At 31.9% G+C, this 14,115-nt stretch carries 14 protein-coding genes and 1 pseudogene; 1 reads left to right on the top strand and 14 read right to left on the bottom strand.

Annotation, left to right across the window (positions count from 1 at the left end):
* Nucleotides 1–132 precede the first annotated feature (132 nt).
* The gene (locus tag ABV008_RS14710; RefSeq protein ID WP_352420595.1) at nucleotides 133–852 is read left to right on the top strand and encodes an EcsC family protein; all 720 of its coding nucleotides are present in this window, start codon (nucleotides 133–135) and stop codon (nucleotides 850–852) included.
* A 32-nt stretch (nucleotides 853–884) separates the two neighbouring features.
* Here ABV008_RS14710 and ABV008_RS14705 read toward each other — a convergent pair whose 3' ends face one another.
* The 14 genes and pseudogenes from ABV008_RS14705 to ABV008_RS16315 all read right to left on the bottom strand — a co-directional run bounded on the left by ABV008_RS14705 (nucleotide 885) and on the right by ABV008_RS16315 (nucleotide 13,986).
* Nucleotides 885–1,721, bottom strand: a complete 837-nt coding sequence (locus tag ABV008_RS14705) for a family 1 encapsulin nanocompartment shell protein (RefSeq protein WP_352420594.1) — start codon at nucleotides 1,719–1,721, stop codon at nucleotides 885–887.
* Nucleotides 1,722–1,736: 15 nt separating this feature from the next.
* On the bottom strand, nucleotides 1,737–2,099 hold the full coding sequence (locus ABV008_RS14700) for a demethoxyubiquinone hydroxylase family protein (RefSeq protein ID WP_352420593.1): 363 nt from the start codon (nucleotides 2,097–2,099) through the stop codon (nucleotides 1,737–1,739).
* A gap of 214 nt (nucleotides 2,100–2,313) precedes the next feature.
* Nucleotides 2,314–3,699: an MATE family efflux transporter gene (locus ABV008_RS14695; protein ID WP_352420592.1), complete on the bottom strand. Its 1,386-nt coding sequence runs from the start codon at nucleotides 3,697–3,699 to the stop codon at nucleotides 2,314–2,316.
* Nucleotides 3,700–3,774: 75 nt separating this feature from the next.
* The gene (gene sfsA, locus ABV008_RS14690) at nucleotides 3,775–4,500 is read right to left on the bottom strand and encodes a DNA/RNA nuclease SfsA (protein WP_352420591.1); all 726 of its coding nucleotides are present in this window, start codon (nucleotides 4,498–4,500) and stop codon (nucleotides 3,775–3,777) included.
* A gap of 70 nt (nucleotides 4,501–4,570) precedes the next feature.
* Nucleotides 4,571–5,442: pseudogene (locus ABV008_RS14685) on the bottom strand (radical SAM/SPASM domain-containing protein).
* A 24-nt stretch (nucleotides 5,443–5,466) separates the two neighbouring features.
* Complete coding sequence (locus ABV008_RS14680; protein ID WP_352420590.1) at nucleotides 5,467–6,015, bottom strand: isochorismatase family protein; 549 nt, start codon at nucleotides 6,013–6,015, stop codon at nucleotides 5,467–5,469.
* Nucleotides 6,016–6,354: 339 nt separating this feature from the next.
* Entirely contained in the window at nucleotides 6,355–7,659 is a 1,305-nt protein-coding gene (locus tag ABV008_RS14675) for a S8/S53 family peptidase (RefSeq protein WP_352420589.1), read from the bottom strand.
* A 284-nt stretch (nucleotides 7,660–7,943) separates the two neighbouring features.
* Nucleotides 7,944–9,203: a DUF438 domain-containing protein gene (locus ABV008_RS14670; RefSeq protein ID WP_352420588.1), complete on the bottom strand. Its 1,260-nt coding sequence runs from the start codon at nucleotides 9,201–9,203 to the stop codon at nucleotides 7,944–7,946.
* A gap of 15 nt (nucleotides 9,204–9,218) precedes the next feature.
* Entirely contained in the window at nucleotides 9,219–9,443 is a 225-nt protein-coding gene (locus tag ABV008_RS14665) for a DUF1858 domain-containing protein (protein WP_352420587.1), read from the bottom strand.
* A 209-nt stretch (nucleotides 9,444–9,652) separates the two neighbouring features.
* Nucleotides 9,653–11,779 (bottom strand): DUF1266 domain-containing protein, encoded by a 2,127-nt coding sequence (locus tag ABV008_RS14660; protein ID WP_352420586.1) that lies wholly within the window; start codon nucleotides 11,777–11,779, stop codon nucleotides 9,653–9,655.
* Nucleotides 11,780–11,859: 80 nt separating this feature from the next.
* Entirely contained in the window at nucleotides 11,860–12,198 is a 339-nt protein-coding gene (locus ABV008_RS14655) for a hypothetical protein (RefSeq protein WP_352420585.1), read from the bottom strand.
* 173 nt (nucleotides 12,199–12,371) lie between these two features.
* The gene (locus tag ABV008_RS14650) at nucleotides 12,372–12,746 is read right to left on the bottom strand and encodes a hypothetical protein (protein ID WP_352420584.1); all 375 of its coding nucleotides are present in this window, start codon (nucleotides 12,744–12,746) and stop codon (nucleotides 12,372–12,374) included.
* A gap of 341 nt (nucleotides 12,747–13,087) precedes the next feature.
* Complete coding sequence (locus tag ABV008_RS14645; protein ID WP_352420583.1) at nucleotides 13,088–13,375, bottom strand: hypothetical protein; 288 nt, start codon at nucleotides 13,373–13,375, stop codon at nucleotides 13,088–13,090.
* 332 nt (nucleotides 13,376–13,707) lie between these two features.
* Nucleotides 13,708–13,986 (bottom strand): DUF8220 family protein, encoded by a 279-nt coding sequence (locus tag ABV008_RS16315; protein WP_502929795.1) that lies wholly within the window; start codon nucleotides 13,984–13,986, stop codon nucleotides 13,708–13,710.
* Nucleotides 13,987–14,115: the final 129 nt, after the last annotated feature.

The raw sequence follows: 14,115 nt of genomic DNA, 5'->3' as shown, positions 1-14,115 counted from the left end.
ATATAACTATTATACTAAATATCTATATACATTTATATATGATTTTTTATTGTACTTAAAGGGTAAAATATTATAGTCTATACATAAGGTTTTACTTTTGCTTTAAATTTTGTTTTTAAGTCGGTGATAAAAATGGATAAATACTACATAGATACTATGAAAGAATTGAATCAATGGAAAAATAGAATGGAAAAAAAGCCTTCTATAATAAATAAGGCTTCAAAGGGCGTCCAAAATAAGATTAATAGCATACTACCTGACAAATATCATGAAATTCTTACTTCTGCTATAAAAAATATGGTTAAAGCTGTATTGTCAGGCTCACAATATATAACTAAGAAGTCCTATCCCTTTATTATGTCTCTCGAGGAAAGAGAAAAACTAGCCAGAGAAAAAATAGGTTTTTATAAAAAAACTGCTATGCTAGAAGGTGCTGGTACTGGAGCTGGTGGCTTTCTAATGTCTCTTGCTGATTTTCCACTGCTCCTTAGTATAAAAATAAAGTTTTTATATGATGTTGCAGCTATTTATGGTTTTGATATTACAAATTATAAGGAAAGATTGTATATTCTTAAAATATTCCAGCTCGCTTTTTCTAGTCAAGCTGTAGTAAACAAAGTATTCTATGAAATAGAAAACTGGGAGGAATATTCTAAAACTCTTCCAAGCAATATAAACCTTTTTGACTGGAGAGTATTTCAACAGGAATACAGGGATTATATAGATATAGCTAAGCTTTTGCAAATAATTCCTGGAATAGGTGCAGTGGTAGGTGCTTACACTAACTCAAAGCTTTTAGATAAGCTTGGAGCTACTGCCATGAATGCTTATAGGATGAGAGTCATTAAATAATAATAGAGAGCTCTTTGCTCTCTATTATTGCTTTACTCAAATGTCACTATAGATTCTGGACGTTTAATTCTTAGTAGAATTGTTTCTAATATTCTAAATACATGATTAAGCTTTTCAGGACCAATGTATCCTGTTATTAAATCTTGACCAATGACAAGATCCATATTTTCCATTCCTTTTTCTAATAGAACTGCTTTATTCTGTCCCAAAATTGGTGTTTGATATACATTTCCATTTATTAATTCTCTAATTCTTTCAAGTTCTAGTTTCCCAGTTCCTGGCTGAATTCTTTGTAGTTGTGCATACAAATCAGGACTTACAACGAGAACATATGGGCCATAGAAACCTTTTCTCACAAGCTTTTCAAGACCTGCTACCATATCTGAAAATGCATTTTCGCCTTCATTCCAGTTGTTTTTTTCCATAGTTTGTCTTCCATCTACATTCATTAAACCTTTATAACCCCACTCTTCATCTCCAAAGAATATGACTTGGTTCTCTTTATGAGCACATGCTGCAGCTGTAATAGCTACAGGAGCAAGGTCTAGTGGTAAACCCGTTTGTTTACTGTTCTCTACATCTCTCCATGATATAAAAAAGTCTTTAAATATCATAGGTATTTCAACGTATCTACGATTTTGAACTTTGACTAATTCTGTATCCTCTTCTCCATTCGAACTAATAACAGTATCATTGTTTACGTTGTATAAATTAATATTTATATTTTGTACGCCTGCACCTAATGGTCCATATATAGGTATAAACTTTCTTCCTACTAATTGTTCTTTTGCTTTTTTAACAACAATTTCGTCTATCTTTTCCCATAATTCATCTTCAAAGGGTGCATCTCCTCTTAATAGAAAATCCATCTCTTTCCCTCCTTACTATTCCAAAAGGCTTCCAACTGTTTTAATATTGCTTGTCTTTGTATCAATCTCTGCTTCAACTATACCTAAATCCTCAAGCATTTCTCTTACTTCTTCCTCACCTTCTGCAAAAAGCTCTCCTTCACGTGGGTCAAGTATTCTAAGTAATGCCATTAATTCTCCAACATGGGCTTTTTCCTCATCTCTGATGTCTGCCAAAACTTTTTTTGCAATTGGATTATCGGTGGCTTGAACATGAGCATCATAAATATATATTGCCTCCAATTCACCAGCTATATCCAAACGTATTGCTTGAATTAGTTCTTCCTTTGTAATTTTTCTCTCTACATTTGCACTAAATGGGTTACCAAAACTAGGCATAAAAACACGCTCCTTTGTTAATTATTTAGTATATTCTTACCCTATAGGCAAAGAAATAATCATAATATCACAATAATGTATATGATTCCCTACTAAGTTTAATTCTTGTAAATATTAGGAACAGATTTTGATCAAAAAAGCCTATAACATATGCTATAGGCTTTTTAACGTAATTGTATCTTGTTCAAGAACTTTAAAAGTTTTATATGTTTTATTAATTAATTATCATGTCAGATTTGAAAAGCTTTAATCCCTTCATTTCAGGGTTCCTTTTTAGCATGATTAGATACCAAGTAGTTAACACTATTCCCTTAAACATGCTTGATATGCTTATTGCCCACCATACTCCATTAAGTCCAAGACTAGTTGAGGAAAGTATAAGTGCAGCTGGTATTCTAAGACCATTAAATAGTATACCCACAATTGATGGAGGAACTGTTTTCCCCAATCCATTAAAAGCACCAGCTGTAGTTGATTCTATACACATAAATAACTGTGAAAGCCCTAATATTCTCAGATATACAATTCCATATCTAATAGATTCTTCCTCTGGTATAAAAATAGAAAACAAGGGCCTTGCAGCAAAGATTAAAAGACATGTAGCAAATATTCCGATTATGGACATTATTGCTATTCCAACGAAATATCCCTTAAAAACTCTTTCCCATTTTCTAGCTCCATAGTTTTGTCCCACAAAAGCACTCATTGCTGTCTGAAATCCACCTGCAGTCATCCAAGATATAGCCTCTATCTGAGAGCCTACCTTTTGTACTGCTATCGGAATAGGTCCCCATTGTGCAATTATCCTTGCTATTACCATTGCAAATATGGAAAAAAGTCCACTTTGTAGTGCAACAGGGAGTCCTAGATTTACTATTCTTCTTATATGCTCCATATCAGGTCCTTTTAAGATATTAAGGCCTGAAAAAAGCTCTGAGCTTTTTCTTACTCTCGTGATAAAAATTATAGTAACCATTAACTGAGCTATTACCGTCGCTATAGCAGCACCTGCAACTTCAAGTCTTGGAAAGGGTCCTATACCTAAAATTAATAAAGGGTCTAAAATCATATTCACTACAAGTCCTATTGTATTAATGGTAAAAGGTGTTTTACTATCTCCATATCCATTGAATATTGCTGTAAAAACAGGGTTTATAAAATAAAACACTAATCCGCAAGATATAATAACAAGGTATCTAATAGCATTGCTTACTATATCTTCTTCTCCAAGGTTAAAAAATCCTATTAAAGGCTTTCTAAGGGTTATAAGAATAAATGCATAGAATAATGCAAGACAAATAATCATCTGAATGCTGTGTTTTATATAAAGTTTTGCTTCATCTATATCTTTCTTGCCTACTGACTGAGCTACTCCAACCTCTGCACCTATTTTTGGTATAAGGATAAAAGCCATGCCAAGCCAAGTAAAAAAACCTGCAGTTCCAACTGCAGCAACAGCTCTGGAACCAACCCTTCCAACCCAAATCATATCTGTCATGTTGTATGCCATTTGGACAAAGGATGTACCCATAATTGGAATAGCAAGCTTAAAAAGTGACTTAAGTATACTTCCTTCTGCTAAGTTATTCATCTTATTCATGTTTACCCCCCTCAAGTTTCAATTATCTTTTGTAAACAAAACATGGATACAGGTTTATTATTTCTATTAAATTATCTAATCAAGGCACCTATCCCTATGATTAACCTCATGACTGAAGTCTATTTTAACTGGTTTGTCTATAGTGATACTATTTTCTGATACAATAGAATCGTAAGCAAGTATCTCTACACCATTTTCTTTTGCTAGTTTAACTGATTCAGAAAAGGCTCTATCCATTTGCCAATTTGGTCTAAACACATCAGGCTTTTTCATCTGGATTAAAAAGAAGAGTGCTCCTCGATAACCCTCTTTAACTGCCTCTATCATTTCCAATACATGTTTAGTTCCTCTTTCAGTAGGTGCATCTGGAAACATAGATACTCCATTATTTTCTAATGTAACGCCTTTTATTTCAATAAAACCTTTTTGCTCTTTTGATTCAAAATATATGTCATATCTAGACTTTCCATAGGTCACTTCTCTTTTTAAATATGATATATCTTCAAAACCCTTAATTTTACCGTTTTTGAGCGCCTCAAAAACCACAGCATTAGGAATCTGAGAATCCATGTTTACTAGCATAGCTCCCTTCCAGACTGCAATAAGAGAGTATCTTGTCTTTCTATTTGGGTTATGCACGCAATCCTCTAATATAACTTTTACCCCTGGCACCAGTAACTCTTTGCATCTACCAGTGTTCTTTACATGTACTGTTTCTTCTTTTCCATCTATTAATACTTGTGCTATAAATCTGTTAGGTCTCTTTACGAAAACTCCTTCTATTGTTCTATGATATCTCATTTACTTTCTCCTCAGTTCTTAATAATTCAAGTGGATAGGTACTGACATGATTCCTTGGCTATCCCAGTAATTAAAACCTCTTCCTGTATCCACACTTTCTGCATAGTTCTTCAACTACCTCTCTTCTTGAGAAGCCATGGATTATATTTTTAGCCCTGTCGCTTTCTATTATTTCAGAAAAACAAGTCTTATTTATATTCCCAAGATTAATTATTCCTTCTCCATCAAGACAACAAGGCACTACTGTTCCGTCTACTAATATGGCTACTTGATTTCTAAGGCCATAGCAAAAACCTTTACCTTTGTCTTCTTGTTCTTTTAAGTCGGGCCACTTGAATTCATAATCTTGATTTAAATATACTCTATCTGATATTTTAATACCTCTTCCTGGAAGCACTTTTTCTTCTATTTTATAGTCCAAATTAAAAGCTTTTTCAATAGATTCAAGAAGTTGCCTATTTCTTTTCTTTGAATGTTGGTCTCATTGTCTTTGTCTAAATTCCATAATCTTAAAGAAACTAAAATATTAGTTTTATCAATTGCTTCTTTTACAAATGAAAGGATATTATTAATATATTCATCTTTGTTATGAAGTCCCTCATTCCCATCAAAGCTGTGTAGTGAAAAGTTAATCTGCCTTAATGCAGGCTTCATTAATATTTTATCTTTAGCCTTATTTAATAAAGTTCCATTTGTAGTTATGTTAACTTTAAAGCCCTTTTCATAGCTTAAATCCAAAAAACTGTCTATTTCTAGGTGAAGTAATGGTTCTCCTTTTACGTGAAAATATACATAATCAGTGTATGGTTTAATTTGATCTAATATTTTGCTAAAGGTTTCTAGTTTCATAAATTCAGGTTGCCTTATTGTTTGCGGACAAAATCTACAAGCAAGATTGCATACATTTGTAATTTCTATATATAACTTTTTAAATTTTTTCATAAATTTATACTCCCATGTAATATATCATTTTATGAGTTTTGATAATTCTTTAAATACAGGAGTGCCTGATACTTTTAATAAATCAAATAAAATAGTCTCAGTATTTATGATAGTAGCACCCATTTTGTCCATAAGAAAAAGTCCATTTTGATAATTTTCCTTTGTTCGTGAACATACACCGCCTTCTACTACGAAAACTTGGTATCCATTGTCTATCAAATCTCTTACAGTTTGAAAAACACAAACGTGAGTTTCCATTCCTGTAATAATAACCTTTTTTCTTCCTAGCTCATTAAGAACTGATTTTACCTCTTCTGTGTATCCAGAAAAAGATATTTTTTCATACAATTGAGCTGTATTTATATTAGCACTTATTTCAGGTACTGTTTTTCCTAATCCCTTTGGATATTGTTCAGTGCCTATAATAGGAATGTCTAGCTTTTGTGCGGCACTTATTAAAATATTAGTATTATCAATAACCTTTTTCCCATATTTCATTGCAGAAACTAGACGTTCCTGGATATCTATTATCATCAATATCGCATCTTCTTGTTTTAATGTAAACTTATCCATTTACATTCACTCCCTTTATATTATTAGCAATATACCCTCAAAAGGATTTTAGACTTCATTCTTTTATAATATCATTTTTCATAAATATTATCAGATGAATTCTATTATTGATTATATATCATAGGATATAGTTTTTCATGCAAAATATAAAAATACTAGGAACTATCCAAATGCCTTTAATCATAAAAATATTTTACTACCTGTCTTCAAAGCTATGATACAGCACAGTGTTAATTGATTAACAATAATTATTAAACTAAATGCTAGGGAAAACTCCCTAGCATTATTGTGTTAGAGTAAATCAAAAAGCCTAACTCCTTTACACAACAAGAAACAACTCTATTTTAATTCTTCAATTCTATCTATCAACTTTGTCGGATTAACTATTTTCCCAAGTTTATCTTCATTATTAACAGATACTGTTTCACCTGTACTAAGTGCTTCTTTCCAGAATATTTCTGGCGTAGTATCAGGGTTAACTTGACATGCTAATGCATATAACCCTGCGACATATGGAACTGACCAGCTCATACCTCCTTCTCTGTAAAACACATAATCATTCTCACCTGTGGGACTTGCAGTACATCTTGAATCCATAGGAATTAAAAGTTCATCGTTATTATAAGAATATCCATTACTACTCCAGAACTTTCCTTTTGAATATGAGTTAATATCATCTGCATTTTCTAATGGTTCACGTCCTAATCCCATGAAAGGGTTGCTACCAACATATACAGTATATATACCTTCCTGCTTTGCTTTTTCTACAGATTCAAGTGCTTTTTCATAACCATTCATCCCTCCACCTATTCCTAGTGAGATTGATATGACTCTGATTTTTTCTCCTTCTGGTAATATCCTATTGATTTCCACAATACGATCTATTGATTTTGCAAGCCATGTAAGATCCCATTCAAATTCTCCTTGTTTAAATACTCCATGAGTTTCAGCAATGTAATAAAGATCAGCTTCAGGTGACACACCAACTGTCTTACCTACAGCAATAGATGCAACTGCAGGACCATGCATCATTGCAACATCATCAGAGCAATGAATTTCTTCATATAATTTTAATTGGTCCTTATATTCTACATGGTCAACTAACAATCCCTGATCAATAATTGCGATACCGATTCCCTTGCCTGTGATCCCTTTATCATGAAGCTCTCTTACCCCTAATCCAGGATTCTTTCCCAATTCCATAATTAATTCTGGATCAAAACCATCAGGTAATTTTTCAGGCCACTTAGTCTTACTATCAAAGTCGGCATTTATCAGGTCTTCAAATTTTTCCTCTAAATCAAGCTCTGATAAATCGCTACTTCTAAAATCTCCTTGCCTCATTCCACTTGGTAACTCAATCATTTTCCCAGGATTAATGAAAGAATAATCTGCTGCACTAGGTTTTCTCACAATACTCAATTCATTGTCTGGCGAAAGTAATGTCTTATATAGTCCTGACTCATCTGATTGTTCTCGATTTTCAGATTGTATTTCTTGTTCAGATTGTTCAAGTTTTCCAACGTTTTCTTGGTGCTCAGGTTGTTCCAATTGCTCTAATGACCCTATCTGTGCCTTCTGTGACGGAGTACATCCAGTAAATAAAATAGCTATCCCAATGAATAAACACAATAATCTTTTCATTTTACTCCCCCCATATTAGCCAATTACTTACTTACAACCTATACCTAAATCATTGTATTGTCAATATTTTCTTGTAGACATGCGCCTACTTACTTAACAGAAGCCTATAACCCCTAAGTAAAAAAGAGCAGGCTCCTAGGTCTATATAACTTTGCGAGTGAAGAGTCCCTAAACTCTAAATATATTAGTTGGAAACATATTTTATAATTACAAATAATAATAGACCTAAAGTATTATCTAATACCTTGGGTCTATTTGTTATTACTATTTGTTATTACTATTTATTATTCAGATAACAACCTTTTCTCTCCTGTTATCTCTTGTATCGGCTTAATATTCTGTGTTACTTCGACAGTTCCCATATATTCTCCATTCTTATCTCTTACTGCAAAGTATCTAATGTATATATATTCTCCTCTTAGCTTAATCCAAAAAGCCTCGCTGTCCTTTTCTCCACTTTTGAGATCATTTAATATTTTCTCTACTGTTTTTACACTGGCATGTGGGTGACAGTTTTGTACTGTACGTCCTATTACTGACTTAGTTCTTGGGAAAAATCTTTCTGCTGGTTGTGAGAAGTATTTTACTATGTCATCCTTATCTATAAATGTTATATCAAATGGAAGAGTATTTAATAATATTTCAAGCTCTTCAACCTTTAATATTCCTGAATCAAACTTAACATATCCAGCTGGTCCGCCTACTGTCTCTTCTTTGACTATTTTCTCTACAGGTGCTCTTTCTGGTCTCCATTTTTCACTAGGTGCTACTATACAATAGCCAATTTCTTCACTATCCTCTGCAATTTTTAGCCATTCGTCTTCAGTAAGTACATCTACTAGCATAGGTAGCATTATGCTTTCTTCTTTGAAAATCATATCTAAAATTTTATTTGCCATGACTTCAGCTTTTTTATCTATTTCCTCCATACCCTTCATATCTATATCATCTTGAAGTAGTAGTGCTTTAAATTCCTTAATATCCCTACGGATTTCATCATCTACTCCCCACATTACCTTTGGTGGGGCTGTGATTCCGTACTTCTCCATGTAAGGGAATAATATATTTTCTTTTCTACTATAATGCTTTTCTATGTCCAATAATAGATTTACATCTTCTATAATACTAAACTTTACTTTCCCCATCCCATTTACTACAAAATCCTTTACCTTAGGAAGTATGTTGTTCTTTATTAAATCTTCTATTGCAAAATTTTCTTCTTTAAGTACTCTAACTGGATGACCTGGTTTTTCTTCTTCTTTTGCTTCACTATGGATTTCTTCAATTGAGCCTTTGAATATCTCTGCATGAACATCACAAAGCCTTTGGATTTCTTCAACTGGCATCCCGTCCTTTATTAAGCCAGCCTCCATTTCAGATATTTCACTGGCAGCTACTCCACTAATAAGGTTTGCAAATTGGTCTTTAACCTCTTTAGGGTCCTTTCCATCATGTAGTTGCATGATTATTTCTTTTAATATAGCCTGCCTTTTTTTCTTATTAGGGTCTTCTAATACTTCTCTGTTATTAATTAATTCACTCATTTTTCTCTTCCTCCTTTAAATTAATTCAAAACCATTCTCTTTTAATTTTTCTTTTATCTTTTCTATATCAACATTTTTCATCTGTGCACCTTTAGGTATGGTCATTATTCTACCTGCAGTATTCATCATTATAGGATTTGCTATGTCTTCAAATCCTAATCCTTTTAAAATCTCTTTTATCTCTGGGTATTTAGTACATAGTTCATAGATAGTTTCGTTTAAGGATATAGTCTTATTCATAATATTCCTCCAAAACCTATTTTATATATCTAATATAACCTTATCTCACTATAAATTATGTGATTGAAATCAATTCTCAAGTAAAAGTTAGATACAATATAAAATTTAAATTATAATTACTATATATTATGTTTATATTGGTTTTAATAACATAATCGCCACTAGTCTATGACCGAAATCATAAATTAGTGGCGATTTTTAAAATATTACTATTTTATTTTATTGAGATCTAAGTTCCAAGGTAGAGTCGTAAAAGGGCTTTTTTCATCTTTTAGAATTTTTTGGTTTAGCTGATGACGCCTGTAGGCTTCTGTTTTTTCATTATTTTTATCTTGTCCCGACCAAAATTCAAATCCAAGCATATAATGTTCTGACATATCCTCCCAAGAAGAATAAGTTTTCTGTAGTTCTTTTGCTGCATCTATAAGGATATCGTATGCCTCGTCAATAGATATATACCCCGCAACATAACTCCAACCTGTTATCTGAGTAATACGACAATAATCCCATGCTATTAAACCTTTGTCTTTTAGCTTATCTTTATTTTTTATATAAAATTTAACTATTTGTGAAATTTCTTGATCTTTCTTCATTATAGTCTCTAATTGACTTGGGTTAAATGCTGATAATTCTGCTTCTATATCCCTATAATATTTATTATGCCCTTCTTCCTTTAACCACTTTAAAGCTGCAAAATAGTCTTCCCTACTGTAAATATTCCATCCACCTTCTAAAGCGCTTCTTACTGATAAAACATGAGCTCTAAATCGGTAATTTCCTCCTATTATATTGTAGCCACCATAATTATAAAGGTTAATGTTTGTACTTGGTGCTAGTGCCCATTTTCTCTGATCTTCCGAATATTTAATTTTACTCTCATCTTCCACAATAATAATAGCAGGCTGTACTAATTCCTCATATACCTGTGATTCACCCCGGCTTACTTTTTGCCCTAGCGCCTTTGCTACAAAGTTTACTGGAATTAAAATTGAATCATTTCGTAAAACTGGATCTACATAATATTTTTCAATAAGAATTGGTGCTGCTGGTAGCGTAATTTTTTTATCATTTTCATATCCTACATTACTGCCAACTTGTAAAGTTAGTTTTTTTCCAAGCTTATATATAGTCACAGTCTTTGTCGATTCTTCCAATTCTACTTTGGCTCCTAAGGACTCTGCCACTTCCCATGCAGAAGTTAGTACCTCTCCATTCTGTACTACAGTTTTTATTCCCCATATAGGTTTGTTATCTATTACTAATAGAACACCTATTAGGTTATAGAATTCATCTGTACCTTTAATAGATGAAAAAACAGGGTCATCTTTTAACTTATTCGAGTACACATAATCTCGTTGCAAATCCAATGCTTTTTCTACATTTTCTAAAGCACCATCTTTATTTCCTTTTATGAACTGAACTCTGCCTAGATAGTAATTAATTGAAGCTAATTTATTATTTAAACTACGCTTATTCTCATAAATATTTTCACTTATCTCTGATGCAGTTTTTAAGTATGCTTCTGCTTCATTGCTCAATCCCAATTCGTAAAGTGATCTCCCTTTATAATACATTGCTTGGAATAATGAATACCCATCAGGGCTTTTATCTAATAATTCATCGCAAGCAGTAACTATTTCCTTGTATTTCTCTATGGCTTTGTCTTTATTAGATTGTTGTTGCAGATTTTTAGCTTCCGTAAATAGTCTTCCTATATAATTTATACCATTGCTCGACAATCTGTTGCTTTCTACCTTTTCTTTATCCGTATATATGCTCTTACTTTCACCAGTTAATACATTGTCTATAGAATCTATGAATAAATTTTCTGTATCAGACCATAAGATTTGATTTCCTGTTATAAATGCTTTATCCAGATATCTTACAACTGGCAAAGCTATTGATTGCTCAGTCATTTTTTTCATATCGATCAATACTCGTTTGTTATTTTTTGTCATAAGTAGTAGGTCTCCTGAAAATGCTATGATTCTATACTTTCCTAGTTCATTCGTAAGTTTAATCTCTGAGTCACTATGTACATCATACATATATACTTGGCTATAACCGTTATAATCCTCTAGCCATATTACTTTTCCATTTTCAACTACAACATCTTTGTCCTCTCCTAGACTATAAGTTAACCGTTTTTCTTCTTTTCTTGAAATATCATATATCCAAATGTCACCATCACCATTGCTTCTGTCTATCCATGCTATTATGTTGCCATCAAATGATAATTCTCCATAGGTTTTATCTATATCAGATGATACCTTCTCTATAATCTTTTTTTCTATATCATATACCATTATATCTGAACATCCATCTTTATAAGTCACCCATACAACTTTATTATTACTAATTGATGGTAATCTATGATTTCCTTCAGTATTAGATATTACAAGTTCCTTTTTCGTTCTTATATCATATAAATATATATATCATAATGTTTTTCCTTGCTACTTGCTGTATCTCGCTCACCTTGCCACACTATGTAGTCTTGCCATATATCAGGATTTGATTGTAGCTTAAATCCACTGGAAACTTTTGTTTCAATTCCAGTTGATATGTCTAAATAATAAATGTCTCGAATCTCATTTGAACCAAATTCCCATACAGCTCTACTTCCATGAAACCTAGCGCTACGAGTCGGTTTGTTTTTTATCTGTGTAGTATCTCTATCACCATATGCAATGTTAGATATTAAAAGAATAAGTACCATTAATAAAAGCATAACTTTTCCTTTTTGGTTTCTCATGATTAACCCCCTTGTAATTAAGATTTAAATGTTTTATTTGCCAAACTAAAGCTTTTAAAAAAGCAGTTAAATGCTTTTGCACTCATCTTTTATATTCTTTATATTTATTTAAAGTCCTTTCCTTTTTCACAATATTCTGCATAAACATACAAATTAGGATAAAGGTACTATGCTTAGTATGTTGAAAATAATCGAGGAAACACAAGTGTACAAGCAATAAAAATTCCAACTAAATCCTCGTTTCCAAATAAAGCCGAAGCGATAGACAAAAATAAAAAAGATGCAATCACCTTTCTTAATGTTTTATATTTTCGATTGTCTTTGCCATACTTTATTTCATACGAGTTCCAAAATACAAATATCAAGCCACTTTTTATTACTAATCCTGTTAGTGCACCTAAAATGAATATAAAAGACATTTTTAATGCACTGCTTTCATGTGAAATATGTTGATAATAAGCTATAGAATTTAAAATTCCACTTCCAAGCAAAAATACTATTAATATCAATACAACAAAATCTAATACCTTTATGTCTTTTTTTCTCATAAGTCACCCCGCAAGCTCTTTATAAATATCCTTAAAAGCAAAATAAGTTCGTTGGTGTTGGTATAATAGTAACCTCTTCTGCTTTTTCCTGCTTTTTTATTCTCTATCAATGATGTAATTGTAACCCAATGCTCTTTATAAGTAATTGTATAAGTTTTGTTGCTTTCAGGATTCGTATATTGTATCTCAACAGGAATATATCTAAGTAATCTTTTTCTATTAATTTTCTAGTAAAAACTGAAAAAGGATTCTCTAGCAGAAAGTTTAAGTTGCAATTACTACACAATCTGCCATACTCTTGTTTTATAAAGCAGTAACTTCATGCCTATTTGTTTCACCCTTTATGTTTCAATTTTTTCCCACACTGAATAACCTTTAGTAGTTAATTCAAACCAAAAATCAAATATTTGATCATCATTTAAATTTTCAAATTCTATCTTACCTTGACTTGGTGGTTCACTTATTCTTATTAATTTATTTTCCATTAATTCCAAAACCACTTGTCTTAATAGTTTTCTGTCAAATTTGACAGTTAAATAGCTTAAATATTCTTCAATTTGTTTAATACTTTCACAACCATCTGCCAATGAATCTAATATACTTTCTTCAATTGTCATTTTTGGTTTCATAAATATATTCCCCCTCTATTACTAATTTTGTTTAGAATAAGGTCTATAATGTAGTTCTTCAATAAGTTTCCCATCTTTATTGTGAAGTTCATGCTCCTAAATTTTCTGATATAATACTTCCAAAGTATACAGTCTAATCAACTAAAAACAGACTATCTACTTGGAGGTATCATATCACTGTGTCTTAGACTCATTTTCGGATGCGCATTTTTTCCTATTACTTTGTTATACTTCCTAGTTCGTCGTGTGGGTAGTATAATCTTGTCCTATCCTACATCCAACTATATCGCGTATGAAGCAGTTATTCCGTACCCTTGCTTCTTATATTATAATTATTCATTAATTACTTTTTCTTCTTTTCTATCTGGAAAGTACTTACTATCGCAATTACTTCCTTGTAGGTGTAAAGTCCCGTGTATTCCCTTTATCTCCTTTTTGTTTACTTTATTGCTATACAACTTCTCCCAAAATCGTTGATTTTCAACCTTCTCGAAGTCTAAATATTCTATTAAATCTTTAAAAAATATAACATCCTTATCATTATTGAAAATTTTACCAAAAACTTCCTCGTCTACGCTATATACTTCAAAAACACTATTTAGATAGGCTATACTAAATAGGACAAGCTGATTCCGAACATGATATAATAATAATAATAATAGTTATCACGGGGAGGAATTTTAATGGCAAAACATTATGAAGAACCATTCAAAAAGCAGATAGTAGCTTTATATAATAAT

The organism is Proteiniborus sp. (assembly GCF_040308045.1).
Classification (GTDB): domain Bacteria; phylum Bacillota; class Clostridia; order Tissierellales; family Proteiniboraceae; genus Proteiniborus.
This window is presented reverse-complemented; position numbering and strand designations above follow the sequence as displayed.

What these genes read in the sequence shown, in the direction of transcription:
- ABV008_RS14710 (WP_352420595.1), top strand. Translation starts at nt 133, where the DNA reads ATGGATAAATACTACATAGATACTATGAAAGAATTGAATCAATGGAAA.
- ABV008_RS14705 (WP_352420594.1), bottom strand. Translation starts at nt 1,721, where the DNA reads ATGGATTTTCTATTAAGAGGAGATGCACCCTTTGAAGATGAATTATGG.
- ABV008_RS14700 (WP_352420593.1), bottom strand. Translation starts at nt 2,099, where the DNA reads ATGCCTAGTTTTGGTAACCCATTTAGTGCAAATGTAGAGAGAAAAATT.
- ABV008_RS14695 (WP_352420592.1), bottom strand. Translation starts at nt 3,699, where the DNA reads ATGAATAAGATGAATAACTTAGCAGAAGGAAGTATACTTAAGTCACTT.
- sfsA (WP_352420591.1), bottom strand. Translation starts at nt 4,500, where the DNA reads ATGAGATATCATAGAACAATAGAAGGAGTTTTCGTAAAGAGACCTAAC.
- ABV008_RS14680 (WP_352420590.1), bottom strand. Translation starts at nt 6,015, where the DNA reads ATGGATAAGTTTACATTAAAACAAGAAGATGCGATATTGATGATAATA.
- ABV008_RS14675 (WP_352420589.1), bottom strand. Translation starts at nt 7,659, where the DNA reads ATGAAAAGATTATTGTGTTTATTCATTGGGATAGCTATTTTATTTACT.
- ABV008_RS14670 (WP_352420588.1), bottom strand. Translation starts at nt 9,203, where the DNA reads ATGAGTGAATTAATTAATAACAGAGAAGTATTAGAAGACCCTAATAAG.
- ABV008_RS14665 (WP_352420587.1), bottom strand. Translation starts at nt 9,443, where the DNA reads ATGAATAAGACTATATCCTTAAACGAAACTATCTATGAACTATGTACT.
- ABV008_RS14655 (WP_352420585.1), bottom strand. Translation starts at nt 12,198, where the DNA reads ATGAGAAACCAAAAAGGAAAAGTTATGCTTTTATTAATGGTACTTATT.
- ABV008_RS14650 (WP_352420584.1), bottom strand. Translation starts at nt 12,746, where the DNA reads ATGAGAAAAAAAGACATAAAGGTATTAGATTTTGTTGTATTGATATTA.
- ABV008_RS14645 (WP_352420583.1), bottom strand. Translation starts at nt 13,375, where the DNA reads ATGAAACCAAAAATGACAATTGAAGAAAGTATATTAGATTCATTGGCA.